This window comes from Paraburkholderia sediminicola (assembly GCF_902859805.1).
GTDB lineage: Bacteria > Pseudomonadota > Gammaproteobacteria > Burkholderiales > Burkholderiaceae > Paraburkholderia > Paraburkholderia sediminicola.
This window is the reverse complement of sequence record NZ_CADIKC010000003.1, coordinates 188,563-207,985: the sequence shown is the minus strand read 5'-3', so window position 1 is coordinate 207,985 and position 19,423 is coordinate 188,563. Positions and strand designations below refer to the sequence as shown.

15 protein-coding genes are annotated in these 19,423 nt (G+C 63.5%); 7 read left to right on the top strand and 8 right to left on the bottom strand.

Translation table 11 applies throughout. The features are described from left to right. The first annotated feature begins 182 nt into the window (after window positions 1–182). A complete protein-coding gene (locus R8871_RS13205) occupies window positions 183–929 on the top strand; it encodes a GntR family transcriptional regulator (RefSeq protein WP_093635740.1) in 747 nt (248 codons plus the stop codon). Window positions 930–963: 34 nt separating this feature from the next. Here the strand turns inward: R8871_RS13205 and R8871_RS13200 are convergent, their stop codons facing one another. Beyond that, the gene (locus tag R8871_RS13200; RefSeq protein ID WP_175051304.1) at window positions 964–2,355 is read right to left on the bottom strand and encodes a CoA transferase; all 1,392 of its coding nucleotides are present in this window, start codon (window positions 2,353–2,355) and stop codon (window positions 964–966) included. 134 nt (window positions 2,356–2,489) lie between these two features. Here R8871_RS13200 and R8871_RS13195 point away from each other — a divergent pair, with 134 nt between their 5' ends. Then, window positions 2,490–3,725 (top strand): citrate/2-methylcitrate synthase, encoded by a 1,236-nt coding sequence (locus R8871_RS13195; protein ID WP_175050884.1) that lies wholly within the window; start codon window positions 2,490–2,492, stop codon window positions 3,723–3,725. Between the two features lie 116 nt (window positions 3,726–3,841). Here the strand turns inward: R8871_RS13195 and R8871_RS13190 are convergent, their stop codons facing one another. Then, window positions 3,842–4,147, bottom strand: a complete 306-nt coding sequence (locus tag R8871_RS13190; protein ID WP_054043580.1) for a DUF2917 domain-containing protein — start codon at window positions 4,145–4,147, stop codon at window positions 3,842–3,844. A 214-nt stretch (window positions 4,148–4,361) separates the two neighbouring features. Between R8871_RS13190 and R8871_RS13185 the strand changes: the two genes are divergently transcribed. The 3 genes from R8871_RS13185 (at window position 4,362) to R8871_RS13175 (ending at window position 8,922) form a co-directional block, all read left to right on the top strand. Beyond that, window positions 4,362–5,780, top strand: a complete 1,419-nt coding sequence (locus R8871_RS13185; protein WP_175050883.1) for an aminotransferase-like domain-containing protein — start codon at window positions 4,362–4,364, stop codon at window positions 5,778–5,780. A gap of 105 nt (window positions 5,781–5,885) precedes the next feature. Continuing rightward, the gene (gene mdtD / locus R8871_RS13180; RefSeq protein ID WP_175050882.1) at window positions 5,886–7,355 is read left to right on the top strand and encodes a multidrug transporter subunit MdtD; all 1,470 of its coding nucleotides are present in this window, start codon (window positions 5,886–5,888) and stop codon (window positions 7,353–7,355) included. Window positions 7,356–7,647: 292 nt separating this feature from the next. After that, window positions 7,648–8,922, top strand: a complete 1,275-nt coding sequence (locus R8871_RS13175; protein ID WP_175051303.1) for an EAL domain-containing protein — start codon at window positions 7,648–7,650, stop codon at window positions 8,920–8,922. Here the strand turns inward: R8871_RS13175 and R8871_RS13170 are convergent. Beyond that, window positions 8,878–9,852 (bottom strand): sigma-70 family RNA polymerase sigma factor, encoded by a 975-nt coding sequence (locus tag R8871_RS13170; protein ID WP_175050881.1) that lies wholly within the window; start codon window positions 9,850–9,852, stop codon window positions 8,878–8,880. The genes R8871_RS13175 and R8871_RS13170 overlap by 45 nt on opposite strands. Before the next feature lie 201 nt (window positions 9,853–10,053). On the opposite strand from R8871_RS13170, the gene clpP reads away from it, so the two are divergent. Further along, on the top strand, window positions 10,054–10,710 hold the full coding sequence (gene clpP, locus R8871_RS13165) for an ATP-dependent Clp endopeptidase proteolytic subunit ClpP (protein ID WP_175050880.1): 657 nt from the start codon (window positions 10,054–10,056) through the stop codon (window positions 10,708–10,710). A 155-nt stretch (window positions 10,711–10,865) separates the two neighbouring features. Continuing rightward, window positions 10,866–12,296 carry an NYN domain-containing protein gene (locus tag R8871_RS13160; RefSeq protein ID WP_175050879.1) on the top strand — a complete coding sequence of 477 codons (1,431 nt, stop codon included), beginning with the start codon at window positions 10,866–10,868 and terminating at the stop codon, window positions 12,294–12,296. A gap of 147 nt (window positions 12,297–12,443) precedes the next feature. Here R8871_RS13160 and R8871_RS13155 read toward each other — a convergent pair whose 3' ends face one another. From R8871_RS13155 to R8871_RS13135, 5 genes are all read right to left on the bottom strand, one after another. Further along, the gene (locus tag R8871_RS13155; protein WP_175050878.1) at window positions 12,444–14,177 is read right to left on the bottom strand and encodes a PQQ-binding-like beta-propeller repeat protein; all 1,734 of its coding nucleotides are present in this window, start codon (window positions 14,175–14,177) and stop codon (window positions 12,444–12,446) included. Between the two features lie 297 nt (window positions 14,178–14,474). Next, window positions 14,475–15,050, bottom strand: coding sequence for a glycine zipper family protein (locus tag R8871_RS13150; RefSeq protein WP_175050877.1), 576 nt, complete (start codon window positions 15,048–15,050; stop codon window positions 14,475–14,477). 148 nt (window positions 15,051–15,198) lie between these two features. After that, window positions 15,199–15,453 carry a hypothetical protein gene (locus R8871_RS13145; protein WP_175050876.1) on the bottom strand — a complete coding sequence of 85 codons (255 nt, stop codon included), beginning with the start codon at window positions 15,451–15,453 and terminating at the stop codon, window positions 15,199–15,201. A 256-nt stretch (window positions 15,454–15,709) separates the two neighbouring features. Then, a complete protein-coding gene (locus tag R8871_RS13140; protein WP_175050875.1) occupies window positions 15,710–18,178 on the bottom strand; it encodes a tetratricopeptide repeat protein in 2,469 nt (822 codons plus the stop codon). 631 nt (window positions 18,179–18,809) lie between these two features. After that, on the bottom strand, window positions 18,810–19,388 hold the full coding sequence (locus tag R8871_RS13135; protein ID WP_054034297.1) for a superoxide dismutase: 579 nt from the start codon (window positions 19,386–19,388) through the stop codon (window positions 18,810–18,812). Between the last annotated feature and the right edge of the window lie 35 nt (window positions 19,389–19,423).

The following is a 19,423-nucleotide window of genomic DNA, read 5'->3' as shown; positions in this document are numbered from 1 at the left end:
ACATAGGGCAACGCGTTCATTTCGATGCGGCGGCGCGGGCGAATCCGCGACGCATGATACGGAAATCATAGGGACGAGTTTAGCGGTTGCACGAGCATCGGATCGGGCACCAGGCAAAAGCCCGCTATAACGGAGCGCGCCGATGTCTTAGAATTGCCGCTTGCCCTTCTTGCGTGAGCCCCATGACCTCTGCCTCGGAAGACCGCTGGCGCGACCTGCGCCCGGACCCGGAAAACGACACGCCGCTGTATCTGCAACTCGCTCGCAAGCTCGGCAGCGCGATTCACGAAAACCGTTGGAACGCGGGCGAGGCGCTGCCCTCTGAGCGCGTGCTGTCCGAAGCGCTCGGCGTATCGCGGATCACCTCGCGCAAAGCGATTGCCCTGCTGGTCGAACAGGGATTGATCCGCCGCACTCAAGGTGCGGGGAGCTTCATCACGCCGCGCTATGAAGATCCGCTATCGCGTCTGTCGAGTTTCAGCGAAATGCTGCGGCGACGCGGCTTTACGCCGAGTTCGAAGTGGTTGTCGCGGGAAATTTCGCCGGCTAACCGCGATGAGGTGATTCAACTGGGCCTGTCGCCGGCGGCGGCGGTGACCCGGCTGCGCCGCTTACGCCTGGCCGACGGCATCGTGATGGCGGTGGAGAATTCCACCTTCCCTGCCGCAGTGATTCCCGATCCTCAGGCAATTGGCGATTCGTTGTACACGTACCTGGAAAATCGCGGACTGACGATTGTCCGCGCGCTGCAGCATTTTCGCGCGGTGAACGCGAACGACGAGATCGCGCAGCAGATGAGCATTGCCCCTAACGAGGCGCTGCTGCTGATCACGCGCGTCGGGTACACGGCGGATCAGCGGGCGATCGAGCTGACCGATACCTACTGCCGCAACGATTACTATGATTTCGTGGCGGAATTGAGGAAGTAAGCGCGGCGTTTGTCCTTCGGCAATCGCAACGCCTTCACGCCCATTTCGCCTCATGCGCCCCTATCCGGGCCGGCGGCAAGTCAAAGCGCGCAGGCGTTTCCTCAAGACGCTCAGCCGGCAGAACGCCCAGCACCCGCCCGAACTCCGACTGCACGGTTCCCAGACAATCCCGCACATCGTCGATGGAAACGTCGGGCGCCTTCCAGCCGTCGGGAAGCAATCCGAAGGATTGCAACCACCGTCCGGTCTGCGCGAGCGACACCCTCACGTGCCAGCTTCCGCCTTCGGTGGCTCGCCGCGCCAATGCGGCCATTGCGCCGAAAGCAGCCAGATAGCCCGTCGCGTGATCCAACGCCTGACACGGCAGATGCTTCGGCTCATCCCATCCCGCCGCCTCGCGCTCGGTAAAAGCAATTCCACTCGCGGACTGCACCAGACTGTCGAAGCCGCGCCGCCCGGCCCAAGGGCCTGTGTGCCCATACGCGCAAACCGAGACATAGACGATCCCCGGCCGCACTCGCGCCAGTTCCTCGGGACCGAACCCGCGCGCCGCGAGCGCCCCTGGCCGATACGCCTGCAAAAACACATCGGCGTCGCGAACGAGGCCATTTAACGTTTCCCGACCCGTTGCATCGCGCAAATCGATCACAGCCGAGCGCTTGCCGCGCCCGTTGTCGATCACCAGCGGTGCGATGTTCGGCAAGTGCGGACCGTTGACCATCAACACTTCGGCGCCGTGCTGCGCGAGCGCGCGCCCCGCTACAGGCCCGGCAATGATGCGCGACAGATCCAGCACCCGCACACCCGTCAGCGGCCGCTCCGCGCCGGCCTCTCGCGGTGGCTCGACCGGCGCGTCGCCGATGCGCTCGATCTCGAACAACGGCAGCCCCGCAATCGCTTTCGCCTGATCGAGCGCGGCCCACTCCTCGGGCGTGCGAATCAATGCCGCACACAAACCGGCGTCGGCGAGCGTCTGGTCAAGCGTCGCGCCATCCCAGCCGCGAATCGCCTCGGCCACCGCCGCGCGATCGTTCGCGCAGCCGAGCACCTTCAGCACGCCTTCAAGATGATGCGGAAAGTTTGTGTGCAGTTGAATCCAGCGGTCGTCGCGCGTCGCGTAGAAACCCATCACTGGATCACGCAAAGCGGGCGGCGGACCGTCGTCGATGCGCAGATAACGCTCGCTGCGAAACGAAGCCAGCGCGCGCCGCATCTCCACGGTGACGTGTTGCCGGCGCCCCGTGCGCAAGCGATGGTATTCGGCAGCCGCCAGGCCGCTCGCGGCAATCGTCGCCTGCGCCAACGCGCCGACCCGATAGACCGACGGCAAGCCTGGATCTGTGCCGGGAAGCGAAACGGAGCGCAGCGCAGTCGGGTCGCATTGCGCGGTCATCCAGATATGTTTGAGTGCGAGTTCAGGCGTCATCGTGCTCATGTCGTTCATCTCGTTCGAGTTAGGACAGGAAGAAAGTGAACCGAGTCTAGAATTTCGCCTTGCTTCAATCAATCTTGATTATGATAATCAATATATATTGATTTCTTCGGTTTCTACGCGTTTCCATGCCGCCCACTCATTCCCTCACCGCTGCCGAAGCGGCCGCCACGCTCGGTATCAGCCTGACTACGCTGTATGCCTATGTCAGCCGCGGCATGCTGAGCTCATCGCCGGATGTGCAAGGCAAGCACCGGCTCTACGACGCCGGCGAAGTACGGCGGCTCGCCAGGCGCAAGGAAGACGGCAAGCGCGCCGGCAAGGTCGCGCAAAAGGTGTTGGACTGGGGCGTGCCGGTGCTCGAATCGTCGATCACGCTGGTGGCCGACGGCCGCCTGCTGTATCGCGGGCACAACGCCATGGAACTGGCGCGCACGGCATCCCTGGAGGATATCGCGGCGTTGTTGTGGGAATGCAATGCGAGGCGTATCGCCGATGCACCGGCCGTCCCGTTCGCCGCCGCGCAGTGGGCCGCGTGGCTCAAGCTCTGGAGCGACAGCACCCCGCTCGATCGTGCGCTCGTCTTGTTGCCGGCCGCCGCCGCCCAGATGCCGCGGGTATGGGCGCTCGGCCGCGACGCGCAACTCGACACCGCCTGCGCGGTCATGCGCTTGCTGGCCGCCGCGATGGTGTCGGCGGCGCCGTCGAACGAACCGCTGCACAAGCAGTTGGCTTCGGCGTGGAACGTACGCAACCGTCAGCAGGCGGGGCTGCTGCGCGCGGCGTTGGTGGCTTGCGCGGATCATGAACTGAATGCGTCGACCTTCACGGTTCGCTGCATCACGTCGACGGGAACGCATCTGTTCGGCGCCGTGGCCGGCGGTCTGGCCGCCTTGGCCGGCCCGCGGCATGGTGGCGAAACAGTACGGATTGCCGCGCTGCTCGATGAAGCTTCACGCGCACCCGATCTCGACCGCTATCTGGCGAACCGGCTCGCCCGCCACGAACACGGCGCGCATGGGCCGGTGTTGTCGGGCTTCGGTCATCCGCTTTATCCGGACGGCGATCCGCGCGCGCGTTTGCTGCTCGAGATGCTCGCCGACTGCGCGCCGGCCCGTTCGCCGCTAGGCGAACTGCAGGCGATCGCGCGCACGGTGCGCGAGACGACCGGCGCGGAGCCGACCGTCGACTTTGCGCTCGTGGGCATTGAACGGGTACTCGGCCTGCCAGCCGGCGCCGCATTCACGCTGTTCGCGGTTGGCCGGGTGGTCGGCTGGATCGCCCATGCAATGGAACAAACGCGCGACGGCCGGTTGATCCGGCCACGCGCGCGCTATATCGGGGAGGTTGAGGCGGCCGGATGAGGTGTAGCCTTGACCAGCCGCGAAGCAGGCGCGAAGCAGGCGCGGTGCACATCCGTGCCCGCATCAGGCGCAGCGGTTACAGGGGCTGAAGCAATTGCCGCAGCCCCCGCTCCCCGTCACGCCACACCGAACCAGCGCGGCAGCCAGTTCAACATCGGCGACCCGCTCAACGGCCGCGTTACAGCGCGTTCCGACCCGCTAGCCAGCGCGAAACGCGCACCGGCCCGCCCTGCGCTGACCCACGCCAGCGCACCGCGCGGCAACTCGATCGACTGTCCCGTTGCCAGCCAGTGATCGCCGTTTTCGCCTTCAACGGTCAACCAGATCTCACCCGAGATCACCTTGAAGACCGACGGACGCGCGACACGCCAGGCCGCCGCAGGCTCGTCATGTTCCATTTCGAAAATCCGGACTTCACGCATCGCTGTTCTCCTTCAAAGAACTTTCCTGTTGTATTGATTATTGACGTGTGATCATCAGATACCCATGCACAGTTCCGAACACTTTTATCGGAACTGTTCAGTCGAAAAAACGGACAGTTGGCGGCAATCGCGCTTCGTAGGTACGTGCAGCGCACGCCGCACCGACGGCTCGGCGCGCCGGCACCCTGACTGCCCGGCGAAGGAAAGGCATCGAATGAAACTCGAAATTCAACTCGATCGGGATAACGGCGTACCGCTCACCGAACAGATCGTCACGGGCGTCACCGCCTGGATTCGCTCGCGCACCGCTCACCCCGGCTCCAAGCTACCCTCGATCCGCCAGTTCGCCGCCGATTACAGCGTGAGCCGGTTTCCCGTGATCGAGGCTTACGACCGGCTGGTGTCGCTCGGTTACGTCGACTCGCGTCACGGCTCGGGCTTCTATGTCGCCGACCGCCAGCCGCCAAGCACGCATTGCGAGGGAACCTCGGATCCGCGCCGCGCCGAGGACGAATCAGGCCACATCCTCCAGCAGTTCAATTACCAAAGTGAGACGCTCAAGCTCGGCAGCGGCTTCATTCCCGATGCTTGGCGCGATACTGAGAGCCTCGCGCAGGCGATCCGCCACGTATCGCGCACCGACAGCGCGAGCATGGTCGATTACGCGCTCCCGCTCGGCAATCTGACCTTGCGCGAACATCTGCAAGGCCGCATTGCACAGCTGGGGATTCAAGCGGACGTCTCGCAGATTCTGATCACCAATGGCGCGAGCCAGGCGCTCGATCTGCTGATGCGCTACATGCTCAAAGCCGGTGACACGATCTTCGTGGAGGACCCCGGCTACTACAACCTCAACGGTCTGCTGAAGCTGCACGGCGTGAAGCTGATCGGGATTCCGCGTACCCGCAACGGTCCCGATCTCGATGTGCTGCAGGCGCAATTGCAAGTGCAGCGGCCGAAGCTGATGTTCATCAACACGGTATTCCACAATCCGACCGGCACCACGGTCGCGCCGCCGGTGGCGTTCCGGCTGCTGCAACTGGCCCGCGAACACGGCTTCACGATCATCGAAGACGACATCTACGCCGACTTCCAGTCCGACGTCACCGACCGTCTCGCCACCCTCGACCAGCTCGAACACGTGATTTACGTGGGCGGTTTGTCGAAGACGCTCTCGTCGTCGTTGCGGATCGGCTGCGTGGTGGCGAGCCACGCGATCATCAAGGATCTCGTCGACATCAAGATGCTGACGAGCATCGGCGGTTCGCGTTTTGCCGAGGCGGTCGCCGCGACGTTGCTGGAACGCGGCGCGTACCGCAAGTATCTCGAACGGCTGCGCCGCCGCATGCGTGACGCGCTCGGCTCGACCATCCAGACACTCGAAGACGCCGGCTGGGAGCTGTTCGATAAGCCTGTCGGCGGCAAGTTCGTATGGGCGCGTGTGCCGCACGTCGGGAACGCCGAACGGCTGGTGGCGTGCGGCGCACCGCTCGGCGTGACCGTGGCGCCTGGCAGCTATTTCCGGCCGAACATGGAAGTGAGCCCGTGGACCAGGATTCACGCCGCGTTCGGCAATGACCCGCGTGCTCAGGCATTTTTCCATGCCGCGGTGGCGTTGCCTCCCTCGGACTAACCGCTTCGTCCTGTCTTCGCGCTGGGCGTATATCCGCTGCGCCGGGCCACGCTTTTCCCTAGAATAGCGACTCCCAGCCCGTCCCTGCGCGCCTAGCCGCCCTCCATGTCCACGCCGCCGACCCTGCCCGCCGCCGCCCCTGCCGCCCCCGCCGCCACTCCGGGCCCCTCGGCCCGCTCGCTCACCGTGATGCTGTGGCTTGTCGCCACCGGCTTCTTCATGCAGACGCTCGACTCCACGATCGTCAACACCGCGCTCCCCGCGATGGCGACGAGCCTCGGCGAGTTGCCGTTACGCATGCAATCGGTGGTGATCGCGTACTCGCTGACGATGGCGGTGATGATCCCGGTGTCCGGCTGGCTCGCCGACAAACTCGGCACGCGGCGCGTGTTCTTCAGCGCGATCCTCGTGTTCGCGGTCGGCTCGCTGCTGTGCGCCAACGCGCATACGCTGAATCAACTGGTGATCTATCGCATCGTGCAAGGCGTGGGTGGCGCGATGCTGCTGCCGGTCGGGAGGCTCGCGGTGCTGCGTACCTTTCCGGCGGAGCGCTATTTGCCGGCTTTGTCGTTCGTGGCGATTCCAGGGCTGATCGGACCACTGATCGGCCCAACGCTCGGCGGGTGGCTCGTGAAGATCGCTTCGTGGCACTGGATCTTTCTGATCAACGTGCCAGTGGGGATCGTGGGTTGCATCGCCACGTTCATCTTCATGCCGGATAGCCGCAACGAGCACACCGGCAAGTTCGATCTGAAGGGCTATCTGCTGCTGATTTTCGGCATGGTGGCGATCTCGTTCGCGCTCGACGGCCGCACGGAGTTCGGCATCCAGCACGCCACCGTACTGGTGCTGCTGATTCTCAGCCTCGCCTGCTTCGTCGCCTACGGCTTGCACGCCGTACGCGAGCCCGCGCCGATCTTCCCGCTCGATCTGTTCAAGATCCACACCTTCAGCGTCGGCCTGCTCGGCAATCTGTTCGCGCGGATCGGCAGCGGCGCGATGCCGTATCTGATTCCGCTGCTCCTGCAGGTAAGTCTCGGCTATAGCGCCTTCGAAGCCGGCATGATGATGCTGCCGGTGGCGGCTGCGGGTATGGCGGCCAAGCGCCTCGTCACCACGCTGATTGTCAAATACAGCTACCGGCGCGTGCTGATCGTCAATACGGTGCTGGTGGGGCTGACCATGGCGAGCTTCGCGCTCACGTCAGCCAGCCAGCCGCTGTGGCTGCGACTCGTGCAACTGGCGTTCTTCGGCGCGGTCAATTCGATGCAGTTCACCGCGATGAACACGCTCACGCTGAAGGATCTCGGCACCGGCGGCGCAAGCAGCGGCAACAGCCTGTTCTCGCTCGTGCAGATGCTGTCGATGAGTCTCGGCGTGACGGTCGCAGGCGCGTTGCTCGCGACCTTCACCGGCCTCCTGCCGCGCGTGACGGCCGCCAACTCGCTGCCCGCGTTCCACGCGACGTTCCTGTGTGTCGGCATCATCACCGCCGGCTCGTCGTGGATCTTCGCGCAACTGTCGCCGGACATCCGTACACCCGCGAAAAAAACCGATCCTTCGGAGCGGACCTGAGTTTTGCGCCAGGTTGCGGTGGCGTTGCCCCTACCCGTCGCTACCTGCTACTACCCGCCGCGCCCAGTCGCCGACCCGCAACGGGGCGCGGGCCGCACCACCGAAGTGCGAATCATCGCCTTCGCGCCCGCGCTAGCGCACAATCGCCGTACTGACAGCGGTAAGCAGGCGTGCGCAGAGTGTTTCCGCACGCGCATAGTTCTTGCTCGCCTATCCTGTAAACTCACATTTTGCGCGTGCCCACTCGTGCCGAGCATGAGAAGCGCGCCGCCACCTCCACACGACTGACATGATGAGCATGATCGAACTCGATCCTCCCGGCTTCCAGCCGCCGCGCCCGATGGCCGGCGACGAAGGCTCCCGGCGCACCGTCCTGTACGGCGGCTACACGGTTTTCAGCGTGTTCCAGCCGGTTTTTTCGGTGTCGCACCGGCGTGCGATCGGTTATCACGCTTCCCTGCGCGCACACGACGAACATGCGCTGCAGGTGCCGTCGCACGAGGTTTTCACGCAGGCGGCACGGCGCGGCGACCTGCTGGAGCTGGGACGGCTCGCCGAATCACTGCATCTGGGCAACTTCAACGCATTCGACAGCCATGACGAATGGCTTTTCCTGAGCCTGCACCCGGCCGCGCTGATGGACACCAGTTACGGCGACGCACTGCTCGCCGGCCTTAAGGCGCTGGGCCTGCCGCCGCAACGGGTGGTGCTGGAAGTATCCGAACAGGCCGGCGGTGAAACCACGCGCTTCGCCGAAATCATCGACGCGCTGCGCAAGTCCGGTTTTCTGATCGCGCTGGACGGCTTTGGCGCCAAGCATTCGAACATCGACCGCGTGTGGAATCTGCGTCCGGACATCGTCACGCTCGACCGCTGCATTCTTGCGCAAGCGAGCGAACATTCGCATATCGAACGCGTGCTGCCAGGCCTCGTCTCGCTGCTGCACGAATCCGGCCAACTGGTGCTGATGGGCGGCCTGAGCACCGAACGCGACGCGCTGATCGCACTTGAATGCAACGTCGACTTCGTGCAGGGCGCGTACTTCGCGGGTCCGAGCGTCGAGCCGGTCAAACCGCAAGCGGCGGCCGGCCTGATGGACTCGCTCTCCGCGGCGCTACGCGAACGGGTTGCCGCGCGCGAACGCGCACAGTCAGCACGGCTCGCGCCCTATGTCACGGCGCTGGAAACGGCGGCTGCGCAACTCGTAGCAGGGGAATCGGTGACCCAGGCGACCGCGACGCTGCTCACGCTCGGCGAGACGGCACGCTGTTTCATGCTCGACGGTTCGGGTCGGCAGATCGGCGACAACGTGCTGCCGGCGGGGCGCGCTTCGCAACGCGCGAAGCGTTTCCGGCCATTGCTGCATTCGGAAGGCGCGAGCTGGGAGCGCCGGCCGTACTTTATTCAGGCCATGCGCGTACCCGGTCAGGTACACCTCACGCCGCCTTACCTCTCGATCAACGAAGCGCACCTGTGCGTGACGGCCTCGATCGCCGCGCATACGCCGCACGGCACCCAGGTGCTATGCGTTGACATCAACTGGGAAGTCGCCGCGCATCGTAATTGAGGCAAGGGCGTTCCGCTGGATCCGCGCGAGCAGCTTCATAATCGCCGCGCGGCCCAGCAAACGGTTGGCCGCCTGCAAACGCGCCGCACTGGTAACGGCGCGCAACGCGACGATCCTGGTCGACCCATCCGCCAGACTTTGCGTGGACACGTCGATGACCCCCACAACCTCGCCTTCGAAGAGCAACGCAATACACATTGCGCCTTCGACCGACACCACCTCTGCATGGCTCGCCTGATGCGCGAGCGCTGTCACCGTCTCCATCCAGGCCACTGGCGCCAGTTCCGGCGTGCACACCGGCGCGTCGCTAACGACTTCCGGCGCATCGCTAAAGAGGCGTAGCAAGCCCGCCCGATCCTGCGCCTCCAGCGCGGTGCGCAAGCGTTCCACGATCCGTGCATGCGCGGCGGGGTCCGGCCGTTCAAGCGGCGCGCCAGCACGCTGCAAACGCCCCTTCGCCCGATGGACGATCTGCCGGCAACTGGCCGGCGTACGGTCGAGGATTTTCGCAATCTCCGCGTAGTCGCAATCGAACGCTTCGTGCAGCACGAATGCCGCCCGCTCATCCGGCTTCAGACGCTCGAGCAGAAGCATCACACCGTACGACATCTCCGCCGCGCGTAGGGCCAACTCCTCCGCCGACGGCGCCACCTCGTCAAGCCAGGGCTCCGGCAGCCAGCCGGCGGCCTGTGACGCACGTTCGCGCTGCACATGACGCAGCCGGTCGATCGCCGCGCGCGTGGTGATCGTGGTGAGCCAGGCGGCCGGTGTCTGCACCTCTTGCGTATCGGCGAGATGCCACTTGAGCCAGACGTCCTGCACCACGTCTTCCGCTTCGGCGCGGCTGCCGAGCATGCGGTACGCCAGCGCGAGCAGGCGGGCACGCACGGCCTCGAAGCTGGATGCCTTGTCAATTCCTTGTTCCGTCATGCCTGAACCTCCTGATCTACATCCTCTTTACCTAGACGCTCGGGCTCCCGCCGATGTGACAGCTCAACGAAAAAATATTCCTGTCACGCCACCGCCCTTCCCCTCGTCATACGGGCAACAACCAACGCAACGGGTGCGTGGTTGTTCGAATCGGCCACCGCTCCCGGCTACCGGCAACGCGCCACCTGAAACGAGGCAACCATGCATTCCAGCTATCCGTCCATCACCGGCCTCGGCCTCGTGCCCACCGTGATCGAACAGTCCGGCCGCGGCGAGCGCGCCTACGACATCTATTCGCGTCTGCTGCGCGAGCGCATCGTTTTTCTGGTCGGTCCGGTGAATGAACAGTCGGCCAGTGTGATCGTCGCTCAATTGCTGTTTCTGGAATCGGAGAATCCCGACAAGGATATTTCTTTTTACATTAATTCGCCGGGCGGCTCGGTATATGACGGCCTCGCCATCTATGACACGATGCAGTTCATCAAGCCCGAGGTGTCGACCTTATGCACCGGCTTTGCCGCCAGCATGGGCACGTTTTTACTGACCGCCGGTCAGCGCGGCAAACGTTACGCGCTGCCGAACGCACGCATCATGATTCACCAGCCGTCAGGCGGCAGCCAGGGCACCGCTGCGGACGTCGAGATCCAGGCGAAAGAGGTGCTCTACCAGCGCGAACGTCTCAACGCGATGATGGCCGAGCGCACCGGGCGCAGCATCGAGGAGATCGTGCGCGACACTGACCGCGACAACTTCATGTCGGCGCAAAGCGCGAAGGAATACGGCCTCGTCGACGAGGTGCTGGAAACACGAGCGGCGCTTGGCGACCCAGGTGACCCGGCTCGTCACCGTGACATGTAGCGCGGCGTGGCCGCATCGTCAGAGAGGTCCTTTATCCGGGCGGCTTTTGCCGTCCCTATCGGTGCGCCGAAAACACAAAAGCTGATCACCTCCGCTGGAATCGCTATCATGGTCGCGATTCGTCGAATTCGACGATCGCTTCAATGGAGATATTCATGGCGTCATCCAACGAAACCGTCAGCATGGCGCTATTCTGCGACTTCGAAAACGTTGCGCTCGGCGTGCGCGACGCGAAGTACGACAAGTTCGACATCAAGCTGGTGCTCGAACGTCTGCTGCTCAAGGGCAGCATTGTCGTGAAGAAAGCGTATTGCGACTGGGACCGCTACAAGAGTTTCAAAGGCGCGATGCACGAGGCCAATTTCGAGCTGATCGAGATTCCGCACGTGCGCCAATCGGGCAAGAATTCCGCCGACATCCGGCTCGTGGTCGACGCACTCGACCTCTGCTACACAAAATCGCACGTCAACACCTTCGTCATCATCAGTGGCGACTCGGACTTTTCGCCACTGGTGTCGAAGCTTCGCGAGAACAACAAGCAGGTGATCGGCGTCGGCGTGCAGCAATCCACCTCCGATCTGCTGATCGCGAACTGCGACGAATTCTTCTTCTACGACGACCTCGTGCGCGAAAGCCAGCGCACGGTCGCGAAGCGCGAGTCGTCGCGCCCGCAACAGACCGCGCAGCAGACGGCCAAACGCACGCCCGACGAAGAAAAGTCACGCAGCAAGGAAGACCTCGAAAAACGCCGCACCAAAGCGGTCGAAATTGCCGTGCAGACGTTCGACGCGCTCGCGTCAGAACGTGGCGACAGCGGCAAGATCTGGGCATCGGTACTGAAGAACGCGATCAAGCGCCGCAAGCCGGATTTCAACGAGACGTACTACGGCTTTCGCGCATTCGGCAATCTGCTCGAAGAAGCACACGCGCGGGGGCTGCTCGAATTCGGCCGCGATGAGAAGTCAGGCGCGTACGTTTATCGGGGCGCGGCTGGAAACGCGGGCGCCGAAAACGTGAACGAGCCGGCCGAAGCAAACGAGTCGGCAGAACAGATCGTCGAAGCACAGGTTGCCGAGACTGTGGTCGCCGAGTCGGGTGGCAAGCACGAGTCGCGCCGCCGAGGCCGCGGCAATCGCAAGCCCGGCCGCGGTCAGCAGGAATCCGCGCAGGAAGAGCGTGCGGCGGTTGACCACGGCCGCCATGCGCAGGCTCAAACTGACGCGGGGCACACGCAAGCGCCATCGGCCACAGAATCCGTTTTCGAACAGCCGGAAGTCGCTTGGGCAGAACCGGAGGCCTTTGCAGCTGAACCGGTCGCGGTAGCCCAGGAAGAAGCGCAGGAAACGGGCGGCGCCCAACCCAAGCGCCGCAAGGAACGCGCACCGCGCAAGACAGCCGCGAAGAAAACGAAGAAGGCAACGCCGAGAAAGGTCGCCGAGGTGCCGGAAATCGCGGCGCCCGCCGAAGCGCCTGCTGCGTCTGTCACCGAAGAAAAAGCGCCCGTGGCCGCCAAAAAGGCGGCGCGCAAAACCGCCCCGCGCAGTCGCCGTCCGCGTAAAACAGCGGCAACGAGCGAGGCGGAATAAGCGTCTCACTTTGCGTGACGTGCGCCGGTTTCTTCCGGCGCACCGATAGCAATGTAAGTGCCTCCGCTCAAACTCCGCTGCAAACAAAAAGCCCCTGCTCGCCATGAGCAGGGGCTTTTCCATTTCCAGTTCTCCAGTTCGCAACACCTACAACAAACCAAACACCGCTACCCCATTCGTCGTGCCCACAAACACTTTGCCTCGGGCGATCATCGGCGTGATGAACTTGTTGCCCGCGCCCCACTGATCGCGCGCGCCGGCCTGATTACTGTTGTACAGCTCGCTCGCGAGGTTGCTTGCGTCGTACGCATGCAAGGCACCCGTCGTGCCGTTTTCCGCCACCCAGACGATGCCGTTGCTCGAACCATTGGCCGACACGGCCGGTGTCGCGCCGGGATAGGCAAACGTCGTGGGACTCTTTGACGACGCGGTGGTCGCGAGAAACGCACCGGAGATCGGCAGCGCCTTCAGGTTATCGTTCCAACCGCCGTAATAGACCACACCATTGTAATAAGCCGGCGACCCCCAGATGCCGCCCGCGAGCGTGCCGGTCAACACCTGCCAGTTATTGTTCGCCGTGGGACTGAATTTGCCCATCGAGTCGCGATCGACCACGTAGATCAGATTGTCCTTGCCCGCAGCCACCGCGAGGTGTTTGACGACGCCGCTCGCGGTCGTCTGATCCGGCAACAGCATCACGCCGCCCGAACCGAAATCGTTGTCGGCATTTGCCTCGGCCACGACGTTATCCATGGCGAAATAATCGGTGACCTGCAGGTTTCCTAACGACAGCTTCATCAACGAGTTGCCGAAGTCGCCGTCAACCGGGAAGCCCTGCGCATTCAGCGTGGTGCCGAACGTGCCGTTGCCGTCGACGACGTAAATCGAGGTGCCGTCTGACGCCATGCCTGAGCCGGCCATCCAGATCGATCCCTGGCTGCCGTTCGGCGCGACGTCAAACACGCTGGTCTGCTGCAAAGTGTCCGCGCTATAGGCCATCAACCAGCCGGTGTAAGCGCCCGACATGCAGTGCGCGGTCCAGCCCATGTAGACGTTGCCGCCGACCAGCGTGAGCGCCGCGCGCACCGCATGCAGTGAAGGATTGAAGGTGATGGTGCCATTGACGCTCCCCGCGCCGTTACCGGGGAAGCTCGCAGCAATCTCCGTCGGGCCGCCGAGCACCTCTGCCCCGGTGGTCAGATCAAGCGCATGCAACCGGTGATGGTAGCCACCGCTGCCGTCTTTGGTCATCGCCACGGCATACAGCACGCCATTCGCGCCGCGATTGCGATCGATCACCGGCGTCGACGTTATGCCGATTTCCGGCGTGATGTCCTGGCAACCACGGTCGTCGCTGGATGTCTCGCCGCTGCCGACCAGCGAGACCTTCCACAATTGCGCGAAGGTGGTGGCGTCATACGCGTACACGCTATCGTGTTCGGTGGCGACGTAAACCACGTCGTGAGCGGTCCCGCCAATCGACAGACTCGTGACGAACAGCGGCTGCGCGTCGACCTTGCCGTCCGCGGCGAGAAACGCGACTTTGCCGAAGCTCGTTGAATTGACGTTCGCGAGCGTCAGCGTGGTCTCGGCGAGCATCTGACCCGTGCGGGCGAGATCGTTGTGATGCGTCAGGACGTCAGTGGCGAAGGCCGTCGTTCCCATCGACGTGCCACCGGAACTGGTTGAGCCGGTGCCGCCACTGCCGGTCGTCGAGCCGCTGCCGGTCGTGCCACTGCCGGCCGAAGAACCCGTACCCGATGAGCCCCCCGAGCCGCCGCCGCAAGAAAGAAAGCAGCTTGCGACGAAAGCAACCGCCAGCCACTCGCACACGCGGGACCACACAGTCGGATTGAACTTGCCGGTTTGCGGTCGCTGCATGATCGCCTCGTTCGCACGATGTCCGGCTCACTCCGTGCGTCGGGCTGCGTCGAACGGCGGAGTCAGAAACGGAGGATGCCGGCAGGGATGGAGTGGAGTTTGCGGGCTGCGCGGAACCGCCGGGCAACTGGCGTCCCTAACCCTCCATCCAAACGTACGCCCTTTGCCGGGCGGGTTGCCGCCATCGTTTCGTGTCTTTCCGCCAGACATGACAAAAGCTTTACAGCAACAAACTTGCCTGCCCCCTGGCGCAAACGGTGTGTTTCGGCGAAGCGAGGTTTCCGATCGACCTCAGTTTCAGTAATACGGATAAGGCGCGTACATTACCGGCGGCGCGACATACCTCGGCGGCGGAGCATAGTAGTACGGCTGAGGTGCGTAATAAGCCGGCTGCGGCGCATAGTAGGCCGGTTGCGGCGGCTGCGAGATGGTGTTGCCCTTCGAGGTCATGCACTGCGCGTAGGAGGCGTCGTAGCGCGCTTGCAGGCCCGCCGCGGAATACTGCGCGCCATTCGCGCCGTTCGCGCCGCCGATCAGCAAGCCGCTGCCCGCGCCGATCGCCGCACCCGCGCCCGCATTGCCCGCCGCCGCACCGATCAGCGCGCCGACCGCCGCGCCGCCAAGCGTGCCCAGCGCCGCGCTGTTCACGCTGTTGGTGGTCGCCGCCTGGGCGGCCGCATTCGGATCCGTCGAGCGGTTCGCGTAGTCGCGGCATGCATAGTCGTCCTGCTGGAACTGCCCGAGCGGCTCGCCGCTGCGCGGCAGCGCGACCACGCTTGGGCCGCTCGGCGGCATGACCGCACAACCGCCGAGCGCGAGCGCAACGACGGCGGCCGGTATGGCGAGGCTTATCGACTTGGTGCTGGAGATCATGTTCGTGCGCTTCAAAGACATTGGAATTCAAACGTTATGCCAATCGGTATCGCGCTTGGTTACGAGATCGTTACAGAAAGTTTTTCGCTTACATTCTCGCGCGCGTTCGCGCGGCATGGCCTCGCAGCCAGGAAGGCGCACCGCCGCGTCATATCGGGTAACGCTTGTAAGCGAAGCCGCAATCTGTTTTCGCAGCGCGCGGCCTAAACTGGCTTGCGCCAATAGTGGGCAACGAATCAGAGGAAGACTCGATGAACAGGCTTGTTTTCGTGGTGGCGGCGGCTTCTGCCGCCTGTATACCGCCCGTTTTCGCGCAGTCGAACACGACGTTCCCGAGCAGCGCTATCGAGCCTTCGACAACGACCTTTCCCAGCGCCTCGATCGCGCAGAATTTCCAGTACATCAATCACCCGCCTCCGCCTCCCGCGCCGGCGAGCTCGGTGTCGCCCAGCAGCGGCGGCCGCGGCCACCGGCATCGGCAGATGTCGACGGATTCCGATACGACCGGGGCGGCGTCGACGCAGCCTTGATCGAACGTGCACAAGGTCTGAATCGGCGCGGAACACGCGTCCGCTGACCTTGCCGCAGTTACTATCTGTGACAAAGCTTGCACTCCCGACCAGCCCGGCAGTCATCAAGCTGACAACTATTTCTCCCCTTTACCTCGTAACTGCCGGAAAAACGCGCGTGGCTCGCCCTCCGAGGGCTTCGCCTGGCATCGTCATTCCCCCTGCTGTAGCGCTGTCGCGCCAGGCCGGCGTGGTCCGTTGCCCCTGCTTGCACCATGTTCCCCAGACGTGGCGGTAAGCGGCCTCGACATGGCGCGCAAAGCGCACGCCGTCCATCAACGGCGACGCCGCGAGCCGTGCCCGCAGGCTCGCACGCATCGCGCTCAGGCGCGGCAGATCGCGTACCAGTTGAACGGCCGTCTCGACGAACTGTGCGTCGCTGTCCGCGGCGAGGTCGCGCAGACCCAGGTTCTCCAACTGGCTCAGTCCGGCGCGCCCTACCGACGTGCCGCCGACCCGCGTGACGACCGGCACTCCCATCCAGTACGAGTCGAGGCTCGTCGTATGGCCGTTGTACGGAAACGTATCGAGCCCGATATCGATCTGGTGATACGTGCGCAGGTAGTCCGCGCGCGGCCGGAACAATGTAAAGGAGACCCGCTCCCGGGCGATCCCATGGTGTCCCAACCGCTCGAGCAGAAGCGCACGGGCCGCGCCATTCGGGGCCATCAGCAGCAGCCTGGCGTCCGCGACTTCGCGCATCACGTCGCCCCACAATCTGAAGGTCGCATCGCTCAGCTTGCATGGATTGTTCAGACAGCCGAACGTGGGATAACCGCTCGACAGCGCGGGCAGCGCATTGACCTCAGGCGTATCCGTCAACGCGTCATAGCACCAGAAAGAGTGCGGCAGGCGGATGGAAACTTCGCTATACCAGGCATCGCTGCCCACCGGGTCGAGCCACGGGTCCGTGAGCCGGTAGTCAATTGCATCGATGCCGGTCGTCCCCGGATAGGCCAGCCAGGCGATCTGCACCGGCGCGGGTTTGCGCGCGAACAGCAGCGGACGGCCATCCGCCATATGCATGGTCAGGTCGATCAGAATATCGATCCGGTCGTCGCGGATCAGCTGTGCGAGCCGCTCGTCGTTGAGTGCGCGCACGTCGCGCCATACGTCGGCATGGCCGGCTACGCGCTGCGTCAGATCGTCTGGCCGGGTGACGCTCGCGTAACAGAAAACTTCGAACTGTTCGTGATCGTGATGCGAGAGCAGCGCAAGCGTGAACAGCGTCTGGCAATGATCGCGGAAATCCGGCGACACATAGCCGATGCGCAAGCGGCGGGACGGCGTCGCATCGTTCGGATGCGGTTCATGGGTGCCGCGATACGGCGCCTCGTGGCGCGCGGACCATCGACGGCATTCGTCCAGTAACGGCTGGGGATGCTCGGCCTGGAAACTCAATGCGTAGACCAGATTGCTATGCGCGACGACGTTGTAGGGATCGCACGTGAGCGCCCGGCGATAGCAATCGATGCCGTCGTCGAGGCGACCCTGGTCTTTCAGCACGTTGCCCAGATTGTTGTGCGTGACGGAGTGATGTGGGTCGACGGCGAGCGCCTCGCGCAAATGAGATTCTGCCTCGGCAATGCGGCCGAGCGTACGCATCAGGGTCGCCGCGTTGTTGAGCGCGGCCACGAACCCGGGGCGCAGGCGGATCGCAGCGCTAAACGCCTCTGCGGCGTCCTCGTGCGATCCCGATTCCTGAAGGACGATACCCAGATTGTTGTAGGCATCGGCGTGTGCCGGCGCTTGCTCGATCGCCCGTTGATAGTGGCTGACCGCTTCGCTCCGTCTGCCGAGCGCATGCAGCGCATTGGCCAGGTTATACGCTGCTTCGGGGAAGACGGGGTCCAACTCGAGCGCGTGCGTCAGCAACTCGGCGGCTCGCACGAACTCGCCGCGCCTGTGAAGCGCGACGCCGAGATTCACCAGGCCACAAGGCGAATCCGGCGCCACGCGCACCGCCGCCTCGAGCTGCACGACAGCTTCGTCCAGACGGCCGTGCGCCTCGAGAAGCGTGCCGAGATTCGTGAGTGCGTTGGCGTCGTCGGGTCGCGCAGCGATCGCGCGGCGGTATGCAGAGTCCGCGGCAGGCAGGTCACCTTGTTGCCGGTGGCAGTTGCCCAGGTTGTTGAGCGCGTCGACGTGCCCGGGTTCGAGCGCCAGCAGCGACGTATAGGTCTCTATTGCAGCAGCGTATTCGCTGACTGCTTGCAGCGCCGCCGCCAGGGCGAACAGCACGTCAGTGGAACCGGCTTCGAATGACAGTGCTTGCAGATAAGCGTCGATAGCATCGGCAAATCGTTGCGCGGCGGCAAACACCTGCCCTCGAACGAAGTGATATCGCGCGTTTTCCGGCGCGCGCGTCAGCGCCGCATCGAGCCACGCAAGTGCAGCCTCGTATGCGCCGCCTTGCATGTCGAGCACACCGAGGCGGAACATCACGTTCGCGTCGTCGGGGTTGATCGCGAGCGCACGTTCGTACAACTCGCGGGCATGGCCGAATTCACCCGCGAGATGGTGTGCCGTCGCGAGATCCAGAATCTGAGTGGTTTCCATCGTGCCCCGCCAGAGGACTGCTGTTTCACCGATGTCACGTCGACCCGGACCACTGTCCGCATCACATCCTTGCGATGCCGTCGCGCGAGGCGAACCACAGGCTGCGCGAAGGGGAACGAACATCAGCGAACGATAGCGAGCGAGTCCTTACCGAGGTTTACCAGCGCTCACCACAAGAAACATGTGGCGATGCAGTCACACCGCTTCCAGCCGGGGAGCGGCACATCGTGGAAGCTTTCAGGGTTCGAAACTGTAAGCGTGCATGGCAAGCGCGCGGCGCATAGCCAGTGCGACGCATGCTCCATTCAGATGCCGGAGGCGACGATGACAAGTCTTTCGATGGCAAGACCACGAGCTTTCGGCAAGACAGCATCGTGAATGCGGAACGCTGACGAAGCTTGCCGGCAGCAAGAAATATCCAGTAACCCGTAAGTAACAATGGATATGAATGGCGAAAGATTTGACGCGCAAATGCGACGGACGCCAAACCCGGAGAACCAAAAAGCAGAAAGCCCTCACGAAGGAGGGCTTTCTGCTTTACTACCGTTTCCAGACATCATTGCGGCGATGCGTTCGAATCTCCAGTTTCGTTGGACATCCGAACTATCCTGTCACGCTGCAACCGGCAAACTTACGCGAAGTTCTTCGACGCGAATGCCCAGTTAACGATGTTCCAGTACGCTTCAACGAACTTCGGACGCGCATTGCGGTAGTCGATGTAGTACGCGTGTTCCCACACGTCGATCGTCAGCAGTGCCTTCGCGTCCGTGGTCAGCGGCGTAGCTGCGTTGCTCGTCGACACCAGGTCGAGCGAACCGTCAGCCTTCTTCACCAGCCATGCCCAACCCGAGCCGAACGTGCCGACTGCGGTCTTGGCGAATTCTTCCTTGAACTTCTCGAACGAACCCCACTTGGCGTTGATCGCGTCAGCCAGTGCGCCAGTCGGTGCACCGCCACCTTGCGGCGACAGGCTGTTCCAGAAGAACGTGTGGTTCCACACCTGAGCAGCGTTGTTAAAGATGCCGCCCGATGCCTTCTTGACGATCTCTTCGAGCGACAGGTTCTCGAACTCCGTGCCCTTGATCAGATTGTTCAGATTGGTCACATAGGTCTGGTGGTGCTTGCCGTAGTGATACTCGAGCGTCTCTTCCGACATGTTCGGAACGAGTGCGTTTTTTGCAAACGGCAGCGGCGGGAGCGTATGTTCCATGGTGCTTTCCTTGTGTCTGTATCTGTTGTGGGGGA

Excerpts from the sequence above, each read along its gene's own strand:
- R8871_RS13205 (WP_093635740.1), top strand. The coding sequence starts at position 183 with ATGACCTCTGCCTCGGAAGACCGCTGGCGCGACCTGCGCCCGGACCCG.
- R8871_RS13200 (WP_175051304.1), bottom strand. The coding sequence starts at position 2,355 with ATGACGCCTGAACTCGCACTCAAACATATCTGGATGACCGCGCAATGC.
- R8871_RS13195 (WP_175050884.1), top strand. The coding sequence starts at position 2,490 with ATGCCGCCCACTCATTCCCTCACCGCTGCCGAAGCGGCCGCCACGCTC.
- R8871_RS13190 (WP_054043580.1), bottom strand. The coding sequence starts at position 4,147 with ATGCGTGAAGTCCGGATTTTCGAAATGGAACATGACGAGCCTGCGGCG.
- R8871_RS13185 (WP_175050883.1), top strand. The coding sequence starts at position 4,362 with ATGAAACTCGAAATTCAACTCGATCGGGATAACGGCGTACCGCTCACC.
- mdtD (WP_175050882.1), top strand. The coding sequence starts at position 5,886 with ATGTCCACGCCGCCGACCCTGCCCGCCGCCGCCCCTGCCGCCCCCGCC.
- R8871_RS13175 (WP_175051303.1), top strand. The coding sequence starts at position 7,648 with ATGAGCATGATCGAACTCGATCCTCCCGGCTTCCAGCCGCCGCGCCCG.
- R8871_RS13170 (WP_175050881.1), bottom strand. The coding sequence starts at position 9,852 with ATGACGGAACAAGGAATTGACAAGGCATCCAGCTTCGAGGCCGTGCGT.
- clpP (WP_175050880.1), top strand. The coding sequence starts at position 10,054 with ATGCATTCCAGCTATCCGTCCATCACCGGCCTCGGCCTCGTGCCCACC.
- R8871_RS13160 (WP_175050879.1), top strand. The coding sequence starts at position 10,866 with ATGGCGTCATCCAACGAAACCGTCAGCATGGCGCTATTCTGCGACTTC.
- R8871_RS13155 (WP_175050878.1), bottom strand. The coding sequence starts at position 14,177 with ATGCAGCGACCGCAAACCGGCAAGTTCAATCCGACTGTGTGGTCCCGC.
- R8871_RS13150 (WP_175050877.1), bottom strand. The coding sequence starts at position 15,050 with ATGATCTCCAGCACCAAGTCGATAAGCCTCGCCATACCGGCCGCCGTC.
- R8871_RS13145 (WP_175050876.1), bottom strand. The coding sequence starts at position 15,453 with ATGTACTGGAAATTCTGCGCGATCGAGGCGCTGGGAAAGGTCGTTGTC.
- R8871_RS13140 (WP_175050875.1), bottom strand. The coding sequence starts at position 18,178 with ATGGAAACCACTCAGATTCTGGATCTCGCGACGGCACACCATCTCGCG.
- R8871_RS13135 (WP_054034297.1), bottom strand. The coding sequence starts at position 19,388 with ATGGAACATACGCTCCCGCCGCTGCCGTTTGCAAAAAACGCACTCGTT.